Annotated in this window: 5 protein-coding genes; all 5 read left to right on the top strand. The window is 47.1% G+C overall.

Annotation, left to right across the window (positions count from 1 at the left end):
* The first annotated feature begins 7 nt into the window (after window positions 1-7).
* On the top strand, window positions 8-1,924 hold the full coding sequence (locus DTQ70_RS15800) for a helix-turn-helix domain-containing protein (RefSeq protein WP_122931702.1): 1,917 nt from the start codon (window positions 8-10) through the stop codon (window positions 1,922-1,924).
* Between the two features lie 318 nt (window positions 1,925-2,242).
* Window positions 2,243-7,393, top strand: coding sequence for an Ig-like domain repeat protein (locus DTQ70_RS15795; RefSeq protein WP_164490069.1), 5,151 nt, complete (start codon window positions 2,243-2,245; stop codon window positions 7,391-7,393).
* 111 nt (window positions 7,394-7,504) lie between these two features.
* Window positions 7,505-9,202 carry a tetratricopeptide repeat protein gene (locus tag DTQ70_RS15790; RefSeq protein WP_122931700.1) on the top strand — a complete coding sequence of 566 codons (1,698 nt, stop codon included), beginning with the start codon at window positions 7,505-7,507 and terminating at the stop codon, window positions 9,200-9,202.
* A gap of 163 nt (window positions 9,203-9,365) precedes the next feature.
* Window positions 9,366-9,554 (top strand): hypothetical protein, encoded by a 189-nt coding sequence (locus tag DTQ70_RS15785; protein WP_164490068.1) that lies wholly within the window; start codon window positions 9,366-9,368, stop codon window positions 9,552-9,554.
* Window positions 9,555-9,557: 3 nt separating this feature from the next.
* Window positions 9,558-21,056, top strand: a complete 11,499-nt coding sequence (locus DTQ70_RS15775) for a choice-of-anchor Q domain-containing protein (protein ID WP_164490067.1) — start codon at window positions 9,558-9,560, stop codon at window positions 21,054-21,056.
* The last annotated feature ends 64 nt before the right edge of the window (window positions 21,057-21,120 follow it).

Here is a 21,120-nt window from a genome sequence, read left to right as displayed (position 1 = left end):
TTGATATATGTCTATTATGAACCGTTCGGATAGCGAGATTCTCGAAAAACTAACTCGGCTGATTGAAAATAATGTAAGCAATTCCGAACTTTCGTTAGAGGCGGTTTATAAAGAATTAGGAGTTAGTAAAACGCGCCTTCATCGCATTGTTAAAGATAAAACCCAACTTTCTACGACGCTTTATATTAGGAGTATTCGTCTTGACAAAGCCAAGGCGCTGCTTGATTCTTCCAATTTGCGTATCACCGAAATCGCGGGTTTGGTAGGTATAGATAGCCCCCAAAATTTTAGCAAGTATTTTATTCAAGCCTATGGCATTAGCCCTACGGAATACCGAAAAAGTAAAAATAATTTACCGATTCCGCAGGAAGTAGAGGTCGTTGTAGAAGAGGTTTTGTTGCCTGAAGAAACGCCGCCGCCGCCGAGTAGCCCAATGACGCGTCGGAATTGGGTCGTTGTTGGCCTAATAATAATGGTTATAATGGCGGGCGGGGTGTTTTGGGGAATGTTAAAATCTTCGACGGCCAACGCCTCCGACGATTACCTGCCGCATTTTGACAATTCAGTTGCCATTTTGCCTTTCAAAAGTCTTAACCAAAATCCCGCTTTGGCGGACGGTATTTTGAACGGCCTGCATTCATCGCTTTCGTTGATTGAAAACCTAAAAGTGATTGCCCAAGGTTCAACAAATCAGTACCGAGATTCCAACAAAACCAATGGGCAGATTGGGAAAGAACTGGGGGTGGTGTATCTATTAAAAGGAACGGTCAAGGAGCAGAACAACGCCATCGAAATAGGCCTGTCGCTGATACGCGCGCAGGACGAACATCAAGTTTGGAGTCAACAATTCAAAGGGGATTTATCCCAACTTTTCCGATTGAAGAATGAGATGATACAAGGCATTGTGGCGCAATTGAAACAAAAAATTTCGCCCGCGCTTTTGCAAGAATTGGAACGCGTACCTACGCAAAATCAGGAAGCTTATCAGGAGTTTTTGCTCGGACGTACCTTATGCCTGACCCGTACCAAAGAAAAATTGCTCGAAAGTATTCTTCGTTTTGACAAGGCGCTGGCCCTAGACTCCACCTTTGCCGAAGCTCAAGCCTACAAAGCGAGTGCGTGCTTGTTTTTAGGAAATATGGGGTATCGGGAGCTACAGCCGTCGATGGAGCTGGCCGAAGAGCAAGCGCTCAAAGCCATTCAGTTGGATGAACATAACAGTACAGCCTATGCCACGCTGGGCAATATTTACCGTGGACGGTTTAGGTGGAAACAAGCCAAAACGGCCTACGAAATCTCTCTCAAATATCGCCCTAACGATGCCCAAACTATCTACTGGTACAGTCTGTTATTGCGCTCCATGGGCCAGCTGAACGAAGCCCTGCGGTATAGCACCAAGGCTGTTTCGTTAGATCCATTGTATCCCGTAATTCTCTCTGGTCATATCTGGAATTGTGCGTATGCCAATCGTGACGATTTAGCTCAAAAAGCCCTTGCCGACGGAAAATTGATTTTTGATGACTCCTTTGTGTATTACATGGCGAGAGGTGAGTATGAGCTGTACCACAACCGGTTCGATAAAGCCCTGAAGGAGTTTACGAAAATGGAACAACTCAATCCAAACATGAAGTACGGGAATGTAAGCAGTGCGTATTGCGCGGCTAGGTTGGGAAGTCCAGCCCCTACTCGTACGTTGCTGAATAAAATGGGTAGCGAAGCGCAGGATTTTGTCAGCAAATCCATGCTTTATGCTGGCTTAGGTCAAAAAGACAGCAGTTTAATTTGTTTGGAAAAGGCAGCTTCGATGGGGCGTGTCTCTTCCGAGATTTTAGTGACTCCCATGTACAGAGCCATTCGCAAAGAGCCCCGCTTCCAGGCCGTTTTAAAAAAGTTTGGCTTGCCCACTACTTCATCAGTAGAGTAAGTAGCTCCTCATATTCTCCATTTTGCCCCTTTTTTGAAGTAATACGGAACAATAGACTAAATTTTGGAACAATAGACTAAGTAATTGGACGAATAGACTAACATTGTTTTGTTTATTCTCTCTATTTTTACTCTGTCGGTCAGCACATTTTTTCTGCGTATTCCGTCCTCAAATCAACTAAGCTAACTACCCCCTCAACCATTACGTTAAGAAGGCTCTTCAGTGCGCTGTTGGCGGCGGGATTGCTTCAAAAATTAGCCGAAAATATACTTGTTACTCAAACCGTCGATAAATCAGATGACTATCCTTTACCCTACTATGCCACATTCCATACTCTCTTTCCTTTTATTCTCCCTGAAGGGGGGAATCTGTACATCAGTACAACGTTGGGCAATACTAAAACTACCACTTCTTGCATTGTTGCTGTTGTCTTATTTGGGTTTGGCCAACCCTACTTTCCTGCGGGCCGATGTGCCTACCGCTACAGTGCTTACATCAAGCCTGAATCCGTCTTTTACGGGAAATAGCGTTACTATTACCGCCACTGTAACCAGCAGTGGAAACCCCGTTACGACGGGGACCGTATCTTTTTTTGAAGGCGCACAAGCTTTAGCTACGAATGTGTCGCTCAATGGCAGCGGACAAGCCACGTTCAGTAAATCTAACTGGACAGAGGGCGGCCACTTGGTTACTGTTCATTACAACGGAACCGCTGGGTTTAACAGCAGCTCTGGCTCCCTTATCCAAACGGTCAATACTGCCACCACTGTAGATGGTACTACCTTTTGTAACGAAGGCGGCATTACAATCAACGATAATGGGATGGCTACGCCTTATCCCTCCCGCATTAATGTATCGGGCCTAACGGGTACGATTGAGAAAGTAACGATTACGCTGAAAAACTTAACGCATACCGCGCCTGATGACATTGACTTACTGCTGTACTCTCCGACCGGTCAAAAATATGTTTTTATGTCTGATGTCGGCGGGGCAAATGCCGTCACAAACCTTGATTTGATTTTCGACTCAAGTGCATCAAGTGAATTGCCGAACAACACGACATTGGTCAGCGGAACTTTCAGACCGACCGATTTTGAGGTAGGTACCGATGCTTTCCCTTCTCCTGCTCCGGCGGGACCCTATACCTCCGCGAGCACCACGTCTTTGGGAACACTTTTTATTAATAGTAATCCCAATGGCACTTGGTATTTGTACGCAGTAGATGATGCCGTTACTAATACAGGAAGCATTGGAGGCTGGTGTTTGAACTTTACCATGAATTGTACTCCCCCCAACATTACTGCTCCCACCGTCACCCAACCTACTTGCGCCGTGCCAACTGGGACTATCGTAGTGAATGCCACAGGAACGGGTACAATAGAATACAGTATCAATAATGGTGATACTTGGAGTACCAACGCCACTTTCAACAACTTGGACGCAGGGAACTATAACATCAAAGCACGTATTCAAGGCAGCCCAAGTTGCGAGACGACTTATGCAAGCAATCCCGTTGTACTTTCTTCGCCCTTTACTGTTACCACTACCGATACTTGGACGGGTTGTGTATCTACCGATTGGGCGACGGCAGGCAACTGGCAAGATGGCAGCGTTCCTACGGCAACTGATGATGTAAATATCCCTAATGTAACAAACGACCCTGTCATTGGGGCGGGTACGGCTGCCGTGGCCAAGTCGGTGCTAGTATTGGGCGGAGCGGTACTGACAATAAACGCTACGGGAAGCCTTGCTATTAACGGCGCAGTATCACCGCGTCATGGATTAGACAACTATGGTACGTTGGACAATAACGGTACCATCCGAGTAGGTAATACCAGTGCTGTTGGAGCCATCGGTATTGTGCATCGCAACGGTGGTACGTTTAATAACAAACCCAATGCTGCTATCTATATTGACCAAGCGGGAGGGGCTCAAGCATTTTATTCAAACGGATTAGTCAATAATGAAGCCCTCATAAAAATTGGTAGCAATGCAGCCGTTACTGGGGGGGGGATAAGACTAGAGGGTAATACTTTTAATAACAAAACGGGGGGGGCGATTTATATTGATTGGACGGGCAGCCATGCCATTTACCTATTGAATACGGGTACTGTGATGAATAATGAAGCCCTTATTGACATCGGGAGTCAGAAGGATATTAGGGGAGTGGGGCTTCGAAGTGCAACTGGTTGCACGTTTACGAATAAAGTTGGGGGAGAGATACGTATCAATCGAATAGGTATTTTAAATACGAGCGCTATAGGCGCTATTCGGAATGAGGGAACCTTCACCAACGATGCGGTGATTACCGTTGGAAATATTGGACTTGTTCGTGCACAAGACGGTATTCTGAATACTGGTAGCAGTTCTACCAACTTCACCAACAGTGCTACAGGAATCATTTCTATTGCTAACCCTTGGGGCAATGGGATATGGAATTCCTCTGGCACTTTCCAAAATGCGGGCAAAATCACGATTAGTAATGTGTTTAATGCTAGTGAAGGAAGTTTTAGCACGGGTATTCTGAGTACGACAGCTTTTACCAATACCACAGGTGCAAAAATCTACATTGACCAAGTGCAGAGCGGCATTGTTTCTACCCGTGCGTTTACCAATGCAGGTTTGATTCAGATGGGAGAAAATGGCTCTTTGACAGGTAGTGGTATCGCCAATGTACAAGGAGTTAATGCCGTGTTTAATAATGCAGGTGGCGAAATTAGTATTAAACAAACGGCAATAGACGGGGTACAAAATGAGGCTGGTTCAATCTTTAACAATAATGCTTGCGCCAAGCTCACCATTTTTGATAACCTCAACAATGCGGGTACATTTACCAACGCAGGGCTGTTTACGGTTAATACTGTGCAAACGCACACCAATTCGGCATTGACCAATGATGGCGTCATTGAGTATCCACAAGGTAATTCAGTGCCGAATGTCACTAACAATGATATGATTGTAGCTCCAATGTCGGTTTGTGGAACAATAGGCACTTCTGCCCTTCAAATCGGTGGCACCAATAACTTTACGGCGGGTAGTACGTGGTACAGTGACGCCCTGCTCACTATCCAAGCGGGTACGTATGACCAAGCATCCAATACATTCACGTTGACTAATGTGGCGCTGTCGGGTACTCAAACGATGTATTTCTCAGTCAATGATGCGAGTAACCCTTGTCCTAAGACGGTGTCAATTCAAGTGACGATGAAAGCACTGCCTACGGCGGCGATTACAGGTGGGGGTGTTGCGTGCAAAGATGGAGCTTCCCCTACGGTTGTTTTTACGGGTAATGGAGGGGTAACACCTTACAAATTTACTTACAAAATCAACGATGGTGCTCCGCAAACGGTGACAACGACAAGTGGCAACAGTGTCACGGTATCAGCTCCAACGGGAGTAGTGGGGACATCTGTTTATACGTTATTGAGTGTGGAAGAGAGCTCATCAACGACGTGTAGCCAAAGTCAACTAGGTAGCGTGGAGGTGAAAATTCAAGGTAAGCCGACGATTACGCTGACTACGTTGCAACAAACCTTAAACGAAGGCAATTCTCAAGTTTTGTGCGACACGGATGCGAATCCTGTGAACGGTTTGCAGTTTACGGTTTCGGGTTTATGTGTTTCGGGGTCGCCTGTTTGGCGAGTACAAGTCGGAAGTGGCTCGTGGAGTGACTGGTCTCCTAATGCCCCAGTATCCCAATCGTCCAATAACCAACTCCACCGCTACCAAGCGGCTTGCGATGGCTCTTGCCCTGTGACATATACCTCACCGATTGAGTTGACGATTAACTACCGTTCGACTGTTCCGCAAAATGTGTCTCTGTTCGTGGATGGTGTAACAGTAGCCGTAGGAGAGACGAAGGAAGTGTGTAGTTTGGTGAATATACCACTTAGTTTTAATGCCAATTGCGGAGTAAATGAAGTAACGCTTTATTCAGTGGATGGTGGTGAATACAGTGCGGGTGTGCCAGTGGGTTTGGTGGATAATCAGTTCCACAACTACCGCGTACGTTGTCGTCAATCAGGAGGAACGGTTTCTTGTGTAGAATCTGAGTCGGGGGTAATGCGGTTAAAATTGGTTGTAATTCCATCAGCGCCAACGGTGTCGCTATCATCGACGAGCAGTTGTAACCCATCGGCTAGTTTCAGTGGACAATCGTCTTGCGGGAGTTTGCGGACAGTTTGGTACAATGCCACGACGAACGTTGCTTTGCCAAGTCTTCCCGCCACAGTACCCAGCCAAACGACGTCGTACTACGCTCGATGTCAGACGGAAAATGGTTGTGTGAGTGAGAAGAGCAATGTGGTGACATTCACTTTAACACCAACCCAAGTAGCGCCAATCATTACGGTGTCTCAAGAGATAGTTTGTACAGGCACGACAGTGACAATCTCAGCCAATTGCCCCGCAGGCAGTCAAACGTTTTGGAACACAGGTGTAACTACTTCAAGTTTTGAAGTGTCGTTCAGCAACGTGACGAAGCAGAGTTACTGGGCGAAGTGTCTTTTTGAAGGTGGTTGTCAAAGTGCAGAAAGCGTTCGTAAAGACATTTACTGGAATGCCTTCGTGGTGACGTTGATAAATATTGGAGAAAGCAAGTCGGCAGTAAAGCCAGTGAACGACAAATCTCTGTGGAGTAGCCAATTCATCACGCGCGATGGTGGCCCTGAATTAGAACAAAGCACGCAGGTAAATCCGACGTTGTATTTTGTCGAAAATGCCAACAAAATGGCTCCTCGTTATTGGACAATCAACGTAGAAGCGTGTGGATTAAGCACTGATGGTTCGCTGACGTTCGACATGTTGGCGACGCCCGAAATGGGCGTGCTTCGCTCCTTCAATACGCACGAGAACAACGCGCCGTATTTTATGTACGCCAACCGTGAAGGCTGGACGGAATTATATGCTCAAAACCATCCCGCCTACGGCTTTTACCAAGACAACGGTGCGGGTGGAAATTTCTACGATGCAGGTTTACCCAAAGGTTTATACAAGTTAGGGATTCGATATTGGGACCAAAAGGGTTGGGGCAGTATTTATCCCTCAACGCGGAAACCGCAAGGCAACGTGTTGGCCTATCAAGAGTATTGGTTCCGCATCCAGTCGAAAGACGGGGTAGGACTAGGCGCAGCGAGGCAAGTGGCAACTGGCAGTGGGCAAGTGGCAAAGGGCAAGGGGCAAGCGGCGGATAACGGAAAACAGATAACTGATAACGTGTCTTTCGCCACCGTTCTGCCCAACCCTGTCACCAATATCCTCCGCTTGAAAGTGCAAGATAGCAAGGGGCAAGTGGTGCAAGCGGCGTTGATGGATGCCGCAGGCCGTGAAGTTTTGAGCCGCCAATTTGTGCCCGAAACCAACACGCACCAAGAGGAATTTAGCGTGAGTGCGTTACCGACGGGGATGTATTTCTTGAAAGTGACGACTTCTGATCAGCAAGTGACGCTGAAAGTGGTGAAGGTGGAGTAAGAGAACGTAAGTAGATTATATACCAAAAGTCCTGTGAAAATATCATCACAGGACTTTTTTATAAGTGTCTGTTCTTACATTTGCGTGTAGATAAATTGGAAGCTGTTAATAATGAAAAAACTCTTGTACCTGTTACTTGTTCTACTGTCGTTCAATGGCTTGGGACAACTGAATTATAAATACCTATTACACAAGACCTACGCCCAACGGTTTCCGACCATGTTTGACCTGGATAACGGAAATCCTCCTGGTCTAACTGTCAAGCAGTATCAAGCTTACGTTGGAAACATCAAAAAAATAGCCGAAAAAGAAGGAGACGAAGAATTAACCGTAGAAACGGATATTTTAATACACAGAGATTATTTCTATCATCCAGAGTTTACTAAGCAATCGTTGGGTTTTATTGACAGTGTGTATCAATTTAATACGAACAAAAAGTGGCGATGGCTAGAAATCAAACTGGAATATTTGTACGGGATTATTTATTTTAATGCTGTGCGTAATTACGAACAGGCGTTTATCCACTTTGAAAAACTGGCGGAGCTTCTGGCCAATACTCCCGACATCGAAATTCCTGATAAGTTGTTGTACTACTACAAAATCGGAGAAGCGTATTATTTTTTTTCGGACTATTTGACGACCATCAAGTACCTTGAATTGGCCTTGACTGTGCCACCCTATACGCAGGATTGCAAAAGGCAATTGACGCACACGGCTAACACGCTTGGATTGTGTTATCAAAAGTTGAAGCAATACGACAAAGCCAATTATTATTTTCAAAAAGCGTACGAGTTTTATGAGCCAAGTTGCTTTGAAAAAGGGGTATGGAAAGCAATATCGAGCGGAAATATTGGGTATAGTTATTACCTGACGAAGCAGTACCAAAAAGCGAAACCCTTGTTGGAGTTGGATGCGAAATCAGCCATTGAAGTTCTCAAAGATTACGGATTGGCGGTTGGGTCGCTTACACCGTTGGGGGCGATTGCCTTGGACGAGGGGGATGTGGCTTTAGCCGAAAAATACTTGAGCAAGGCAAAAAAATGTGCCATTTTGTCGGGGCAATACAAGCGTTTTGAGCTGCTCTATCCGCAGCTGGCACGTTTGGAATCGGCCAAGGGGAACAGTAAATTAGCTTCGGTGTATCTGGACTCGGCCTTGATTATCAGAGATAGCCTTGCCCGTCAATTCAATGCGCTTCAAATCATGCGGGCCAAGCAAAAAACGGATTTGGAAATCCACAAAGCAGAAGTTCTAAAACTCGAACATGAGAAAAGTGTGAGCCTTTTTATCCGCAATGCGCTGATTGTAATGGTGATTTTACTGATGATAGCGGCGGTGTGGGTATATCGTTGGCAATCTCAAAAATCGAAGCAAAAAGAAGCAGCTTTACAGAAAGCACAGAAAGAGCTGGAAGAGGCGACTGCTGAACTAAACGACTTCGCGAAAAAACTGATGGACAATAATCAACTGGTTGAGACTTTGGCCAAAAAATCGGGTGAAGAAAACGCAGAAATCATCAATCAATTGCAGAAAATTACGCTACTAAGAGAAGAGGAATGGGATAGATTTCGGCGACTTTTTGATAAAGTGCATACCGATTATTTGCTTCGTTTAAAAACAAAATATCCAGAATTGAGTCCAGCCGAAATTCGATTTGTGGTGTTATCAAAACTAAAGTTTTCCAACAACGAGATGGCTACGGCTTTGGGCGTTGGGTCGGATACCATCCGTCAATACAAAAGTAGGTTGCGAAAAAAGCTCCAACTTTCCGAACAAACGAGCTTGGAAGAACTGATAGAAAATATTTAGCCTTTTAAGGCGAAGGTGATTGTGTTGTTTTATAAACCCCTGCAAAACAGGGGTTTATTTTTTTGTAACTACTTTGTCACAGCCTTGTCACGCTTTTGTCACGCCCCAAACTTGGGGAAATAGTCAAATTCACGGAGCATTGCACTGCATATTTCAGATGCTCATGAATAAACTCACTCCTTCAAAATCAATTCTGTGGCTGATTGCCATTCTGTTGTTGCTCTTCTTGGGCTTGCTTTTTATATGGCTATGGTACGATGCCAAAATACAAGAGATCAATCGCCAAACCCGCCAACTGCAATCAAGCTATCAACAATACCCTACTCAATTTTTCAACCTATTTACCAAGTAAGTTATGAAACCAACTCTTCAACTTTTTTTATTGATTTTGTGCGGGGCGTTTTGTATGCGCAGCCACGCCCAAACCTGCACGGGTGAAGTGCTGAATATTACTGCCAATACACCCAACACAAGCGGTACAATTGGCTCTTGGGCGGTGCCTGCGGGTGGTGCTTTCAAGGTAAGAATCACAGTCAAAGGAGCCGCTGGGGGAGATGCTGTAAAGGATGTTTCAAAAAACTGGCTGAACCTTGGTGGAAGAGGTGCTGCAATGAATGGTGAATTCTTTGTCGCTTCAGGACAGGTTCTTGATGCTATGGCAGGAGCGTCGGGTCAATCAAAGGTATTAACTGGCGGAGGAGGAGGTGGTTCGGGAGTTCAGATTCGCACTGCTGGCACGCTACTGATATTGGCTGGCGGAGGGGGAGGGGCTGGATATGAACTAAACTCGGGTGCTGGAGGGCCAGCTGTCGTCACTAACTCAGGTACGACCGGTGGTGGAGCGGGTAAAGGCGGTGGCGGCGGTGGTGGCTACATCGGAAACGGCCAAAACAGCAGCGGTGGATATTCTGGTGGCGGCGGCGGGGGCGGATTTAATGGAACAGGCGGTTTTGGTAGCGGTAATACAGGGTTTGGAGGCGGCGGTTTCGGAGCAGGCGGCGGCGGTGGGCATGTATGTAGCTTGGGCTGTGCCGAATCCACCAATGATTTTTCCGGAGGAGGAGGGGGAGGGTATAAAGGTGGCGATGGTGGCAATGGTTGGAACGGCGGTGGCGGTGGTGGATCCTACAACATTGGCCTGAACCAAAACAATACTGCGGGCAGTAATAGCGGTGGCGGCCAAGTTATTATTGAATGCCTCGGTACGGCGGCCATTTCGGCTACGCTTACCCCTACGCAACCTACCTGCGCTTCCAATCAGGGAAGTGTAAGTGTTGATTTGACAGGTGACCTCAATGGCTACACCAATGGTGATGTCGAATACGCCATTGTCTCGGGGGGCAGTTTTTCTGGAAACCCTACGTTTACAAGCATTACGGCCGAACCTTTTATCGTGGCTACCGGAACAGGCACTGGGGTGGGTACATACACGGTACGGATTCGGCTCAAGTACAATCCTGACGTTTTTACCGACCAAACTTATACACTTACGCCCAAACTAACGGGCACTATTTACGTGAAAGCCAATGCCTCAGGAGTCAACAACGGCAGTTCGTGGACGGATGCTTTTACCTCGCTGCAAGATGCGTTGGCGGCGGCCTGTTCAGGCGCACAAATTTGGGTAGCGTCGGGAACGTATAAACCTACCGCCGATGCATCTGGCAATACGGCCCCAGCCAACGCCCGAACCAAAACCTTTGTGATGAAGAACGGGGTGGCTATTTATGGGGGTTTTAACGGTACTGAGACGGAGCTTTCCCAGCGAAATTGGCGCACGAATGCCACGATTTTGAGTGGAAATATTGGTGACACAGGAATAGATACCGATAACAGCTACCGAGTGATTAACAATACTTTTACATCGGGTTCTCCACTGAACAATACTGCCATTTTGGATGGGTTTATTGTAGAGAAAGGCTATGCCAACGGTGGATTTCCACTTAATTTGGGGGGCGGAATGTGGAATGCTTACGCTTCACCAAAGATTCAGAACTGTGTGTTTCGTAACAATTTTGCGGTATCCGGAGGTGGTGTGTTCAACGATAACTCCTCATCAAGCATTACGAACTGCCTGTTTCTCAACAACACGGTAACGACTGCGGGGTCGGGTATTTCCAACGGAGGTGGTACGGATATGGTGAAGGTGATAAACTGTACTTTTTATGGTAATGCAGGCCCGACGACTATTATCAACGAGAGGTCAGCTACTTCCATTAGTAACAGTATTGTTTGGGGAAATGGCGGAGGCATTTCTGGGGGGACTGTCACCTATTGTACTGTACAGGGTGGCGTGAGTGGCACGGGGAATATCAGCAGTGACCCTCGTTTTGAGAATGCAGTAGGCGGAAATTTTCGTTTGCAGCAATGCTCTCCTGGAATAGATGCAGGCACAAATACCAACGCACCAGCCAATGATTTTGCGGGTAATGCTCGCCCGTTTAATGCGACGGGAGTGAGCAATACGGACATGGGGGCGTATGAGTACCAAACGACGTATGATGTTTGCTCGGCTTGTAATAACATTGCTGGAGGAATTGTTTACGTCAATGCTTCGGCTTCGGGAGGTAGCAATAATGGGAGTTCGTGGGCCAATGCTTACACGGATTTACAATCGGCGCTCACTTTGGCTCGAAATTATCCTTCGTGCGTAACTCAAATCTGGGTGGCCAAGGGTACTTATAAACCCCATGCCTCTGACCCGAATGTCTCTTTCGGTATGGTAAACGGGGTCACTATTTTTGGCGGTTTTCCCAACGACGGCTCTGGGACGATGGCGAATCGTAACCAGGCTACCAACCCGACCATTTTGAGTGGGGATTTGAACGGTGACGATACCTTTACGGGTACAGGTACTAACCTTGTGATTGGTAATGTTTCCGACAATAGCTACATCATTATCCGCAACGGCAACACCACCGACAATACCGCCCGCTTAGATGGCTTCATCGTATCGGGGGGGAATAACAATAACTCTCCGTGGGGCGGTGGGGTCCTTAACGATGGGAGCAATGGCATTTGTAATCCAGTTTTTGTTAACTGCGTGTTTCGGCATAATATAGCTGAATTTGGAGGAGCAGCGGTAGCGAACTACGGAGAAAATGGTACTTGTAATCCTACTTTTACCCACTGCCTTTTCTACCAAAATCAGGCTTTGTTCGGCGGAGCAATGTTCTGTTTTAACAACGTAACGATTACCATGAATAATTGTACCTTCAGCCAGAATAAAGCCTTGGTAAATGGCGGCGCAATCCATGCCGGGGCTAATGCAGGCTCCTCTATTCTCACTTTAAGTAACTGTATTCTATGGGACAATGCCGCCCGTTCAGGCGGTAATCAGATAAGCGTTGGTAATTCCACAGCCACCCTACTACTTCATTACACGCTTTTGCAGGGAGGTACGGGCGCTATTGTGGATATCAGTTCAAATAATATCATAAACAACGGCGTGCTTGATGCCAATCCCCTCTTTGTAGATGCTGCTAACGGTAACTTTCGCTTGCAGCAATGTTCTCCTGCAATAGACGCGGGAGCCTCTATGGATGCCCAAACGACTGACCTTGATGGGAACAATCGCGTGGATGCTGTTTCGGGTGGTGGCACTGTGGATATAGGCGCGTATGAGTACCAATCTACGTACGAGGCTTGTACGGTTTGTAATAACATTGCTGGAGGAATTGTTTACGTTAATGCTTCAGCTTCTGGCAATAATCTTGGTGGCTCTTGGGCCAATGCTTTTACAGACCTACAATCGGCGCTTACTTTAGCCCGTACCTATCCTTCGTGCGTATCTCAAATTTGGGTGGCAGCGGGGACTTATAAACCTACATCAGGTACGGATCGAGCAGCTTCCTTATCGATGGTCAACGGCGTGGCTATTTATGGCGGTTTTCCCAATGATGGTTCTGGTACAATGGCCAATCGAAATTGGAATACGAATCCTACAATTTTAAGTGGTGACATTGGTACGCCGAATGATGATAGTGATAATTCAAATAATATTTTTTTCAACGTTGGACTCAATAATTCTGCGGTGCTTGATGGTTTTACTCTCACAAAGACTAATGGAGTCACATTCTTAAACGGGTATGGCGCTATGGTAAATGAAAATGCTTCTCCCACGGTAACTAATTGTATCTTTACTAATAACAGGGCTAGTAATGGAGGAGGAATGGCTAACCTAAATTCTTCGAACCCGACAGTAACCCATTGTAACTTTACAAATAACATTGCTATGAATGGTGGAAGTGCTGGTGGTGCGGTTCTTTTTACTAGAGCGTCAGGTACGTTTAGCAATTGCCAATTCATAAGTAACTCCGCTCCTAATAGTTCGGGCTTTGCTGGTGGTGCGATACATATCGGAGGAGGAGCTCCACGTTTTACCAACTGCATTTTTTTGGGTAATTCTACCAGTGGTCGTGGGGGAGCCATCGCTATTAGTTTAAATGGTTCTACTAACCCTATTATTTTCAACTGTAGTTTTTATAACAACTCAGCCTCGAATGGTGGTAACGGAATTTACCATTCCTCAAATACCTCAACATTTGTTTCTAACTCTATTTTTTGGGATAATAGCAATGAAATAGCAGGTACTGGCACTATCTCAATTAATTATTCTATCGTTCAAGGTGGTTACACAGGTACAGGAAATATCAATGCCAATCCCCTCTTTGTCGATGCCGCCAACGGCAATTTTCGCCTACAACAATGCTCACCCGCGATAGATGCGGGGACTTCTACCGATGCCCCAACGACTGATTTAGATGGCAACAACCGTGTGGATGCTGTTTCGGGTGGTGGCACTGTGGATATAGGCGCCTACGAGTATCAATCTACCTATGATGTGTGCGCTTGTATCAGTAATAATGGTATTGTCTATGTCAATGCGTCGGCCTCTGGGGGCAACAACGGCCGTTCATGGGCGGATGCTTACACGGATTTACAATCGGCGCTTAGCGTGGCTCGTGCCAATCCTTCTTGCGTAACTCAAATCTGGGTCGCGGCGGGGACGTATAAACCTACTTCGGGTACGGATCGTGGTATTTCTTTCTCGATGGTCAGTGGGGTGGCTATTTATGGAGGTTTTATTGGTACAGAGACCCAGCTTTCCGCTCGAAATTGGCGCAATAACCCCACGCTTTTGAGTGGAAATATTGGTGATACAGGAATAGATACCGACAACAGCTATCGAGTAATCAACAATACATTTACGTCGGGTGCTCCGTTGAACAATACGGCGATATTGGATGGATTTATTGTTGAAAAAGGGTATGCTACTGGCGATTTTCCGTTTAATTTGGGGGGCGGCATGTGGAATGCGTATGCTTCTCCAAAAGTTCAAAACTGCGTGTTTCGTAACAATTATGCGACGTCTGGCGGTGGGATATTCAATGATAACTCCTCATCAAACATTACGAACTGTTTGTTTTTCAACAACACGGCAACGACTGCAGGGTCGGGTATTTCCAATGGGGGAGGTACGGATATGGTGCAGGTAGTAAACTGCACTTTTTATGGTAATACAAGTTCGACGACTATTATCAACGAGAAGTCAGCTACTTCCATTAGTAACAGTATTGTTTGGGGAAATTCAGGAGGAGTGTCGGGTGGAACGGTAACGTATTCGAACGTACAGGGTGGTGTGGATGGAACAGGGAATATAAGCAGTGACCCCCGTTTTGAGAATGCGGCAGGGGGAGATTTTCGCTTGCAGCAATGTTCACCCGCAATAGATGCGGGTACGAATACTAATGCTCCAGCCAGTGATTTTGGGAGTAATGCGCGCCCGTTTAATGCGACGGGAGTGAGCAATACGGACATGGGGGCGTATGAGTACCAAACGACGTATGATGTTTGCTCGGCTTGTAATAACATTGCTGGAGGAATTGTTTACGTCAATGCTTCGGCTTCGGGAGGTAGCAATAATGGGAGTTCGTGGGCCAATGCTTACACGGATTTACAATCGGCACTCACTTTGGCTCGGAATTATCCTTCGTGCGTAACTCAAATCTGGGTCGCGGCGGGGACGTATAAACCTACCTCTGGTACTGATCGTGGTATTTCTTTCTCAATGGTCAACGGCGTGGCAATTTATGGAGGCTTTCCTAATGATGGAACAGGCACAATGGCCAATCGAAATTGGAATACGAATCCTACGATTTTGAGTGGAGACATTGGAGCGGCTGAGGATTCTGACAACAGCTATATTGTAGTAGTTGTTGGTTCTGGTTTAAATGCTACGGCTATTCTTGATGGTTTCTCGGTGACTGGTGCGGCTGGCGCAGATTATGGGGCAGGTATATATGTGAATAACAGTTCTCCGATTATCACTAATTGTTTACTCACCAGAAATTCAAGTACCTATTTTGGCGGTGGTTTGGCTTGTAATAATTCTTCCCCTGTTGTCACGAATTGCACTTTATCCTACAATACATCGTATTATGGGGGAGGGATGGCAAATGCTTTTGGCGGTGTGCCCATTGTAACTAATTGTCTTTTTATCCATAATAATTCTACGTATTTCGCAGGTGGAGGGGGCTTATTTAGCCAGCTCAAATCCATGACCCTGACCAACTGTACTTTTTCGGGTAATTCACCAAAAAGCATCCACTGCAATATAGCTATTAACATTTCCAATTGTGTTTTTTTGGGGAGTTCGCTTAGTTTTTACAATGCCAATGCCAGCATCAGTAATAGTATTGTAGAGGGTGGGTACGATCTATGTAACAACTGCCCTAGTGGAAATGGCAATGCTAACCCTCTCTTCGTGAACGTAGCAGACGGCAACTTTCAGCTTCAAGCTTGCTCGCCTGCCATTAATGCAGGAGATCCTGCTACTACTTCAGCTACGGTGGGTAGTTTAGACTTGGGCGGCAATCCACGGTTTTACAACAACGGAAGGGTGGACATAGGTGCGTATGAGTACCAATCAGCTCCACCAACTGCCATTACGCCGACGGTGGGAACGTCGAATCCTACGACCTGCGGAGGTGCTGAGGGTAGCATTACGTTGAGTGGATTTTTGAACAATACGACCTATTCGGTTACGTACAAGAAGAACAATGTGGCGGTTTCAGCGGCTGACTTTGCTTCCAATGGCAGCGGAGTGATTACCTTGACGGGTTTGGGGGCGGGAAATTATACGGAGATTGTAGCGACGTACGGAGTCTGCGTAAGTAATGCGGTTACGGCGAGCCTTGAAGACCCTGCCAAGCCAAGCCTGACGCCGGGGGCCATTCCTGTTATCTGCGCTGATGCCACGAGTTTTACGATTCCTTACAGCAATCCGACAGGCTCGCCTAGTAAATATTCTATTACGGGAACGGGCATTACTACGGTGAGTGACGGTGATTTAACGAACCCAATCACGGTGCAGTTGAGTAGCCCTGCTTCGGGGAGTTCCCTTCCTTTTACGCTCACGGTGAAAAATTCAACGACTACTTGTGAGTCAGATATTATTCAAGGCACTGTGACAGTTGATCCCGTGAGCGTGGGAGGCAGCATTTCAGGTTCAGCGACGGTGTGTTTGGGAACAAACAGCACCACATTGACTTTATCAGGTCAAGTAGGCAATGTTCAAAAATGGCAATCATCTTTGAGTTCAGATTTTAGCAGCGCGACGGATATTTCAAATACGACGACAGAGTTGACCGCGAGCAATTTAACGCAAACGACCTATTACCGTGCGGTGGTGAAAAGCGGTGTTTGTTCGCAAGCAAATTCAGCTTCGGCAACGGTGACGGTTGACCCCGTGAGCGTGGGCGGTAGCGTTTCAGGTTCAGCGACGGTGTGTTCGGGGACGAACAGCACCACATTGACTTTGTCGGGTCAAGTGGGCAATGTTCAAAAATGGCAATCGTCGTTGAGTTCAGATTTTAGCGGGGCGGTGGATATTTCCAATACGACGACAGAGTTGACCGCGAGCAATTTAACGCAAACGACCTATTACCGTTCGGTGGTGAAAAGCGGGGTATGTTCGCAAGCAAATTCAGTTTCGGCGACGGTGACGGTTGAGCCCGTGAGCGTGGGCGGTAGCGTTTCAGGTTCAGCGACGGTTTGTTCGGGAACAAACAGCACCACCTTGACTTTATCAGGTCAAGTAGGCAATGTTCAAAAATGGCAATCATCTTTGAGTTCAGATTTTAGCGGGGCGGTGGATATATCAAACACGACGACAGAATTGACCGCGAGCAATTTAACGCAAACGACCTATTACCGTGCGGTGGTGAAAAGCGGGGTATGTTCGCAAGCAAATTCAGTTTCGGCGACGGTGACGGTTGATCCCGTGAGCGTGGGTGGTGGCATTTCAGGTTCGGCCACGGTGTGTTCGGGGACAAACAGTACCACATTAACGTTGTTGGGTCAAGTAGGCAATGTTCAAAAATGGCAATCATCTTTGAGTTCAGATTTTAGCGGGGCGACGGATATATCAAACACGACGACGGAGTTGACCGCGAGCAACTTAACGCAAACGACGTACTACCGCGCCATTGTCAAGAGCGGGGTATGTTCGCAAGCAAATTCAGTTTCGGCGACGGTGACGGTTGACCCCGTGAGCGTAGGTGGCAGCATTTCAGGTTCGGCGACGGTGTGTTCGGGGACGAACAGCACCACATTGACTTTGTCAGGTCAAGTAGGCAATGTTCAAAAATGGCAATCATCTTTGAGTTCAGATTTTAGCGGGGCGGTGGATATATCAAACACGACGACGGAGTTGACCGCTAGCAATTTAACGCAAACGACCTATTACCGTGTAGTGGTGAAAAGCGGGGTATGTTCGGAAGCAACTTCAACTTCGGCAACGGTGACGGTCAACTCGGTAAGCGTAGGCGGTAGCGTTTCAGGTTCAGCGACGGTGTGTTCGGGGACGAACAGCACCACATTGACTTTGTCAGGTCAAGTAGGCAATGTTCAAAAATGGCAATCGTCGTTGAGTTCAGATTTTAGCGGCGCGGTGGATATTTCAAACACGACGACGGAGTTGACCGCGAGCAATTTAACGCAAACGACGTACTACCGCGCGGTGGTAAAAAGCGGGGTATGTTCGCAAGCAAATTCAGCTTCGGCAACGGTGACGGTTGATCCCGTGAGCGTGGGTGGCAGCATTTCAGGTTCAGCGACGGTGTGTTCGGGGACGAACAGCACCACATTGACGTTGTCAGGTCAAGTAGGGAATGTTCAAAAATGGCAATCATCTTTGAGTTCAGATTTTAGCAGCGCGGTGGATATATCAAACACGACGACGGAGTTGACCGCTAGCAATTTAACGCAAACGACCTATTACCGCACGGTGGTGAAAAGCGGGGTATGTTCGCAAGCAAATTCAGTTTCGGCAACGGTGACGGTTGACCCCGTGAGCGTGGGTGGCAGCATTTCAGGTTCGGCGACGGTGTGTTCGGGAACGAACAGCACCACCTTGACTTTGTCGGGTCAAGTGGGTAATGTTCAAAAATGGCAATCATCGTTGAGTTCAGATTTTAGCAGCGCGACGGATATTTCAAACACGACGACAGAGTTGACCGCGAGCAATTTAACGCAAACGACGTACTACCGCGCGGTGGTAAAAAGCGGGGTATGTTCGCAAGCAAATTCAGTTTCGGCGACGGTAACGGTTGATCCCGTGAGCGTGGGAGGCAGCATTTTAGGTTCGGCGACGGTGTGTTCGGGGACAAATAGTACCACATTGACTTTGTCGGGTCAGGTGGGCAATGTTCAAAAATGGCAATCGTCTTTGAGTTCAGATTTTAGCAGTGCGGTGGATATTTCAAACACGACGACGGAGTTGACCGCTAGCAATTTAACGCAAACGACGTACTACCGCGCCATTGTAAAAAATGGAACGTGTTCTCAAGCAACTTCAACTTTGGCGACGGTACAAGTCCAAAGTAAACCTACGATTATGCTGACTACTTTGCAACAAACCTTAAACGAAGGCAACAGCCAAGTTTTTTGCGACACAGATGCGAATCCAGTGAACGGTTTACAGTTTACGGTTTCGGGTTTGTGTGTTTCGGGCAATCCCGTTTGGCGAGTGCAAGTGGGAAGTGGAGCTTGGAGCGCATGGTCAGCCAATGCCCCAGTTTCCCAATCGTCCAATAACCAACCCCACCGCTACCAAGCGGCTTGCGACGCGAGTTGTCCCGTGACGTACACGAATCCGATTGAATTGACGATTAATTATCGTGCATCGACGCCACAGAATGTGTCGCTAGTTGCTGACGGGGTGAGTGTAAATGCGGGAGAAACCAAAGAAGTATGTAATATTGAAGGCAATGCGATAACTTTTAATGCGACCTGTGGTGTGGGAGAAGTTTTTCTTTATTCGGTGGATGGAGCCGAGTACAGCAGCACGCTTCCAGTGCAGTTGGTAGATGGACAATACCACAATTACCGCGTACGTTGCCGCAAGTCGGATGGGACGGTTTCCTGTGTGGAGACCGAATCGGGGGTGATGCGTTTGCGAATCGTAAGTAGTTCGTTGGTGGCCCCCGTGGCGAGTTTGAACGTGACGAGCGGTTGCGGCAGTCCCGTGACGTTTAGCGGGATAACAAATTGCGGTGCGTTGACAACGATTTGGTACAATGCCGTCACGAACGTGGCTCTGCCAAGTTTGCCGAATCAAACACCGACGGAAACGACATCGTACTACGCTCGTTGCCAAGCGGGAGGCGGTTGTTTAAGTGAAAAGAGCAACGTGGTGATTTACAACGTAATACCTGTTGGGGTAGCCCCTGCAATTACGGCTTCGCAAGACATCGTTTGTACGGGAACAACGGTAAAAATCTCGGCCAACTGCCCCGCAGGCAGTCAAACCTTCTGGAATACAGGTGTAACAGCGTCAAGTTTTGAAGTGTCGTTCAGCAACGTGACGAAGCAGAGTTACTGGGCAAAGTGTCTTTTTGAAGGTGGCTGTCAGAGCGCGGAAAGTGTTCGCAAGGATGTGTACTGGAATGCGTTTGTGGTAACGTTGATTAACATTGGTGAAAGTAAATCGGCGGTAAAAGTAAACGACCGTTCGGCGTGGTCGAGCCAGTTCATCACCCGAGATGGTGGCCCCGAATTGGAGCAAAGTACGCAGGTAAATCCGACTTTGTATTACGTAGAAAACGCTAACAAACAAGCTCCACGCTATTGGACGATTAATGTAGAAGCCTGCGGATTAAGCACCGATGGCTCATTGACGTTCGACATGTTGGCGACGCCCGAGATGGGGGTGATACGTTCGTTCAATACGCACGAGAACAACGCGCCGTATTTTATGTACGCTAACCGCGAAGGCTGGACGGAATTATATGCTCAAAACCATCCCGCGTACGGCTTTTACCAAGACAACGGTGCGGGCGGGAATTCGTACGATGCAGGTTTACCCAAAGGTTTATACAAGTTAGGGATTCGATATTGGGACCAAAAGGGTTGGGGTAGCATTTATCCTTCAACGCGGAAACCGCAAGGCAACGTGTTGGCTTACCAAGAATATTGGTTCAGAATCCAGTCGAAAGACGGGGTAGGTGTAGGAGCAGCGAGAGAAGGGGCAAATGGCAGTGGGCAAGTGGTAAAGGGCAAGGAGCAATGGGCGGATAACGGAAAACAGATAACAGATAACGGAGTATTCGCCAATGTAATGCCCAACCCTGTTACGCATACGCTCCGTCTCAAAGTGCAAGAGAGCAAATGGCAAGTGGTGCAAGCGTCTTTGACGGACGCAGCGGGGCGTGAAGTTTTGAGTCGCCAATTTGTGCCCGAAACGAACACGCACCAAGAAGAATTTGGCGTGAGTGAATTGCCGACGGGGATGTATTTCTTGAAGGTGACGACTTCTGAAAAACAAGCAACGTTGAAGGTGGTGAAGGTGCATTAATATAGCATCACTTGAGGATATACCTAAAAATCCTGTTATCAATTTTGGTAACAGGATTTTTCAG

It is taken from the genome of Runella sp. SP2, from assembly GCF_003711225.1.
Lineage (GTDB): Bacteria > Bacteroidota > Bacteroidia > Cytophagales > Spirosomataceae > Runella.
Note: the sequence above shows the minus strand (reverse complement) of the source record. Positions and strands in the feature narration are given on the sequence as shown.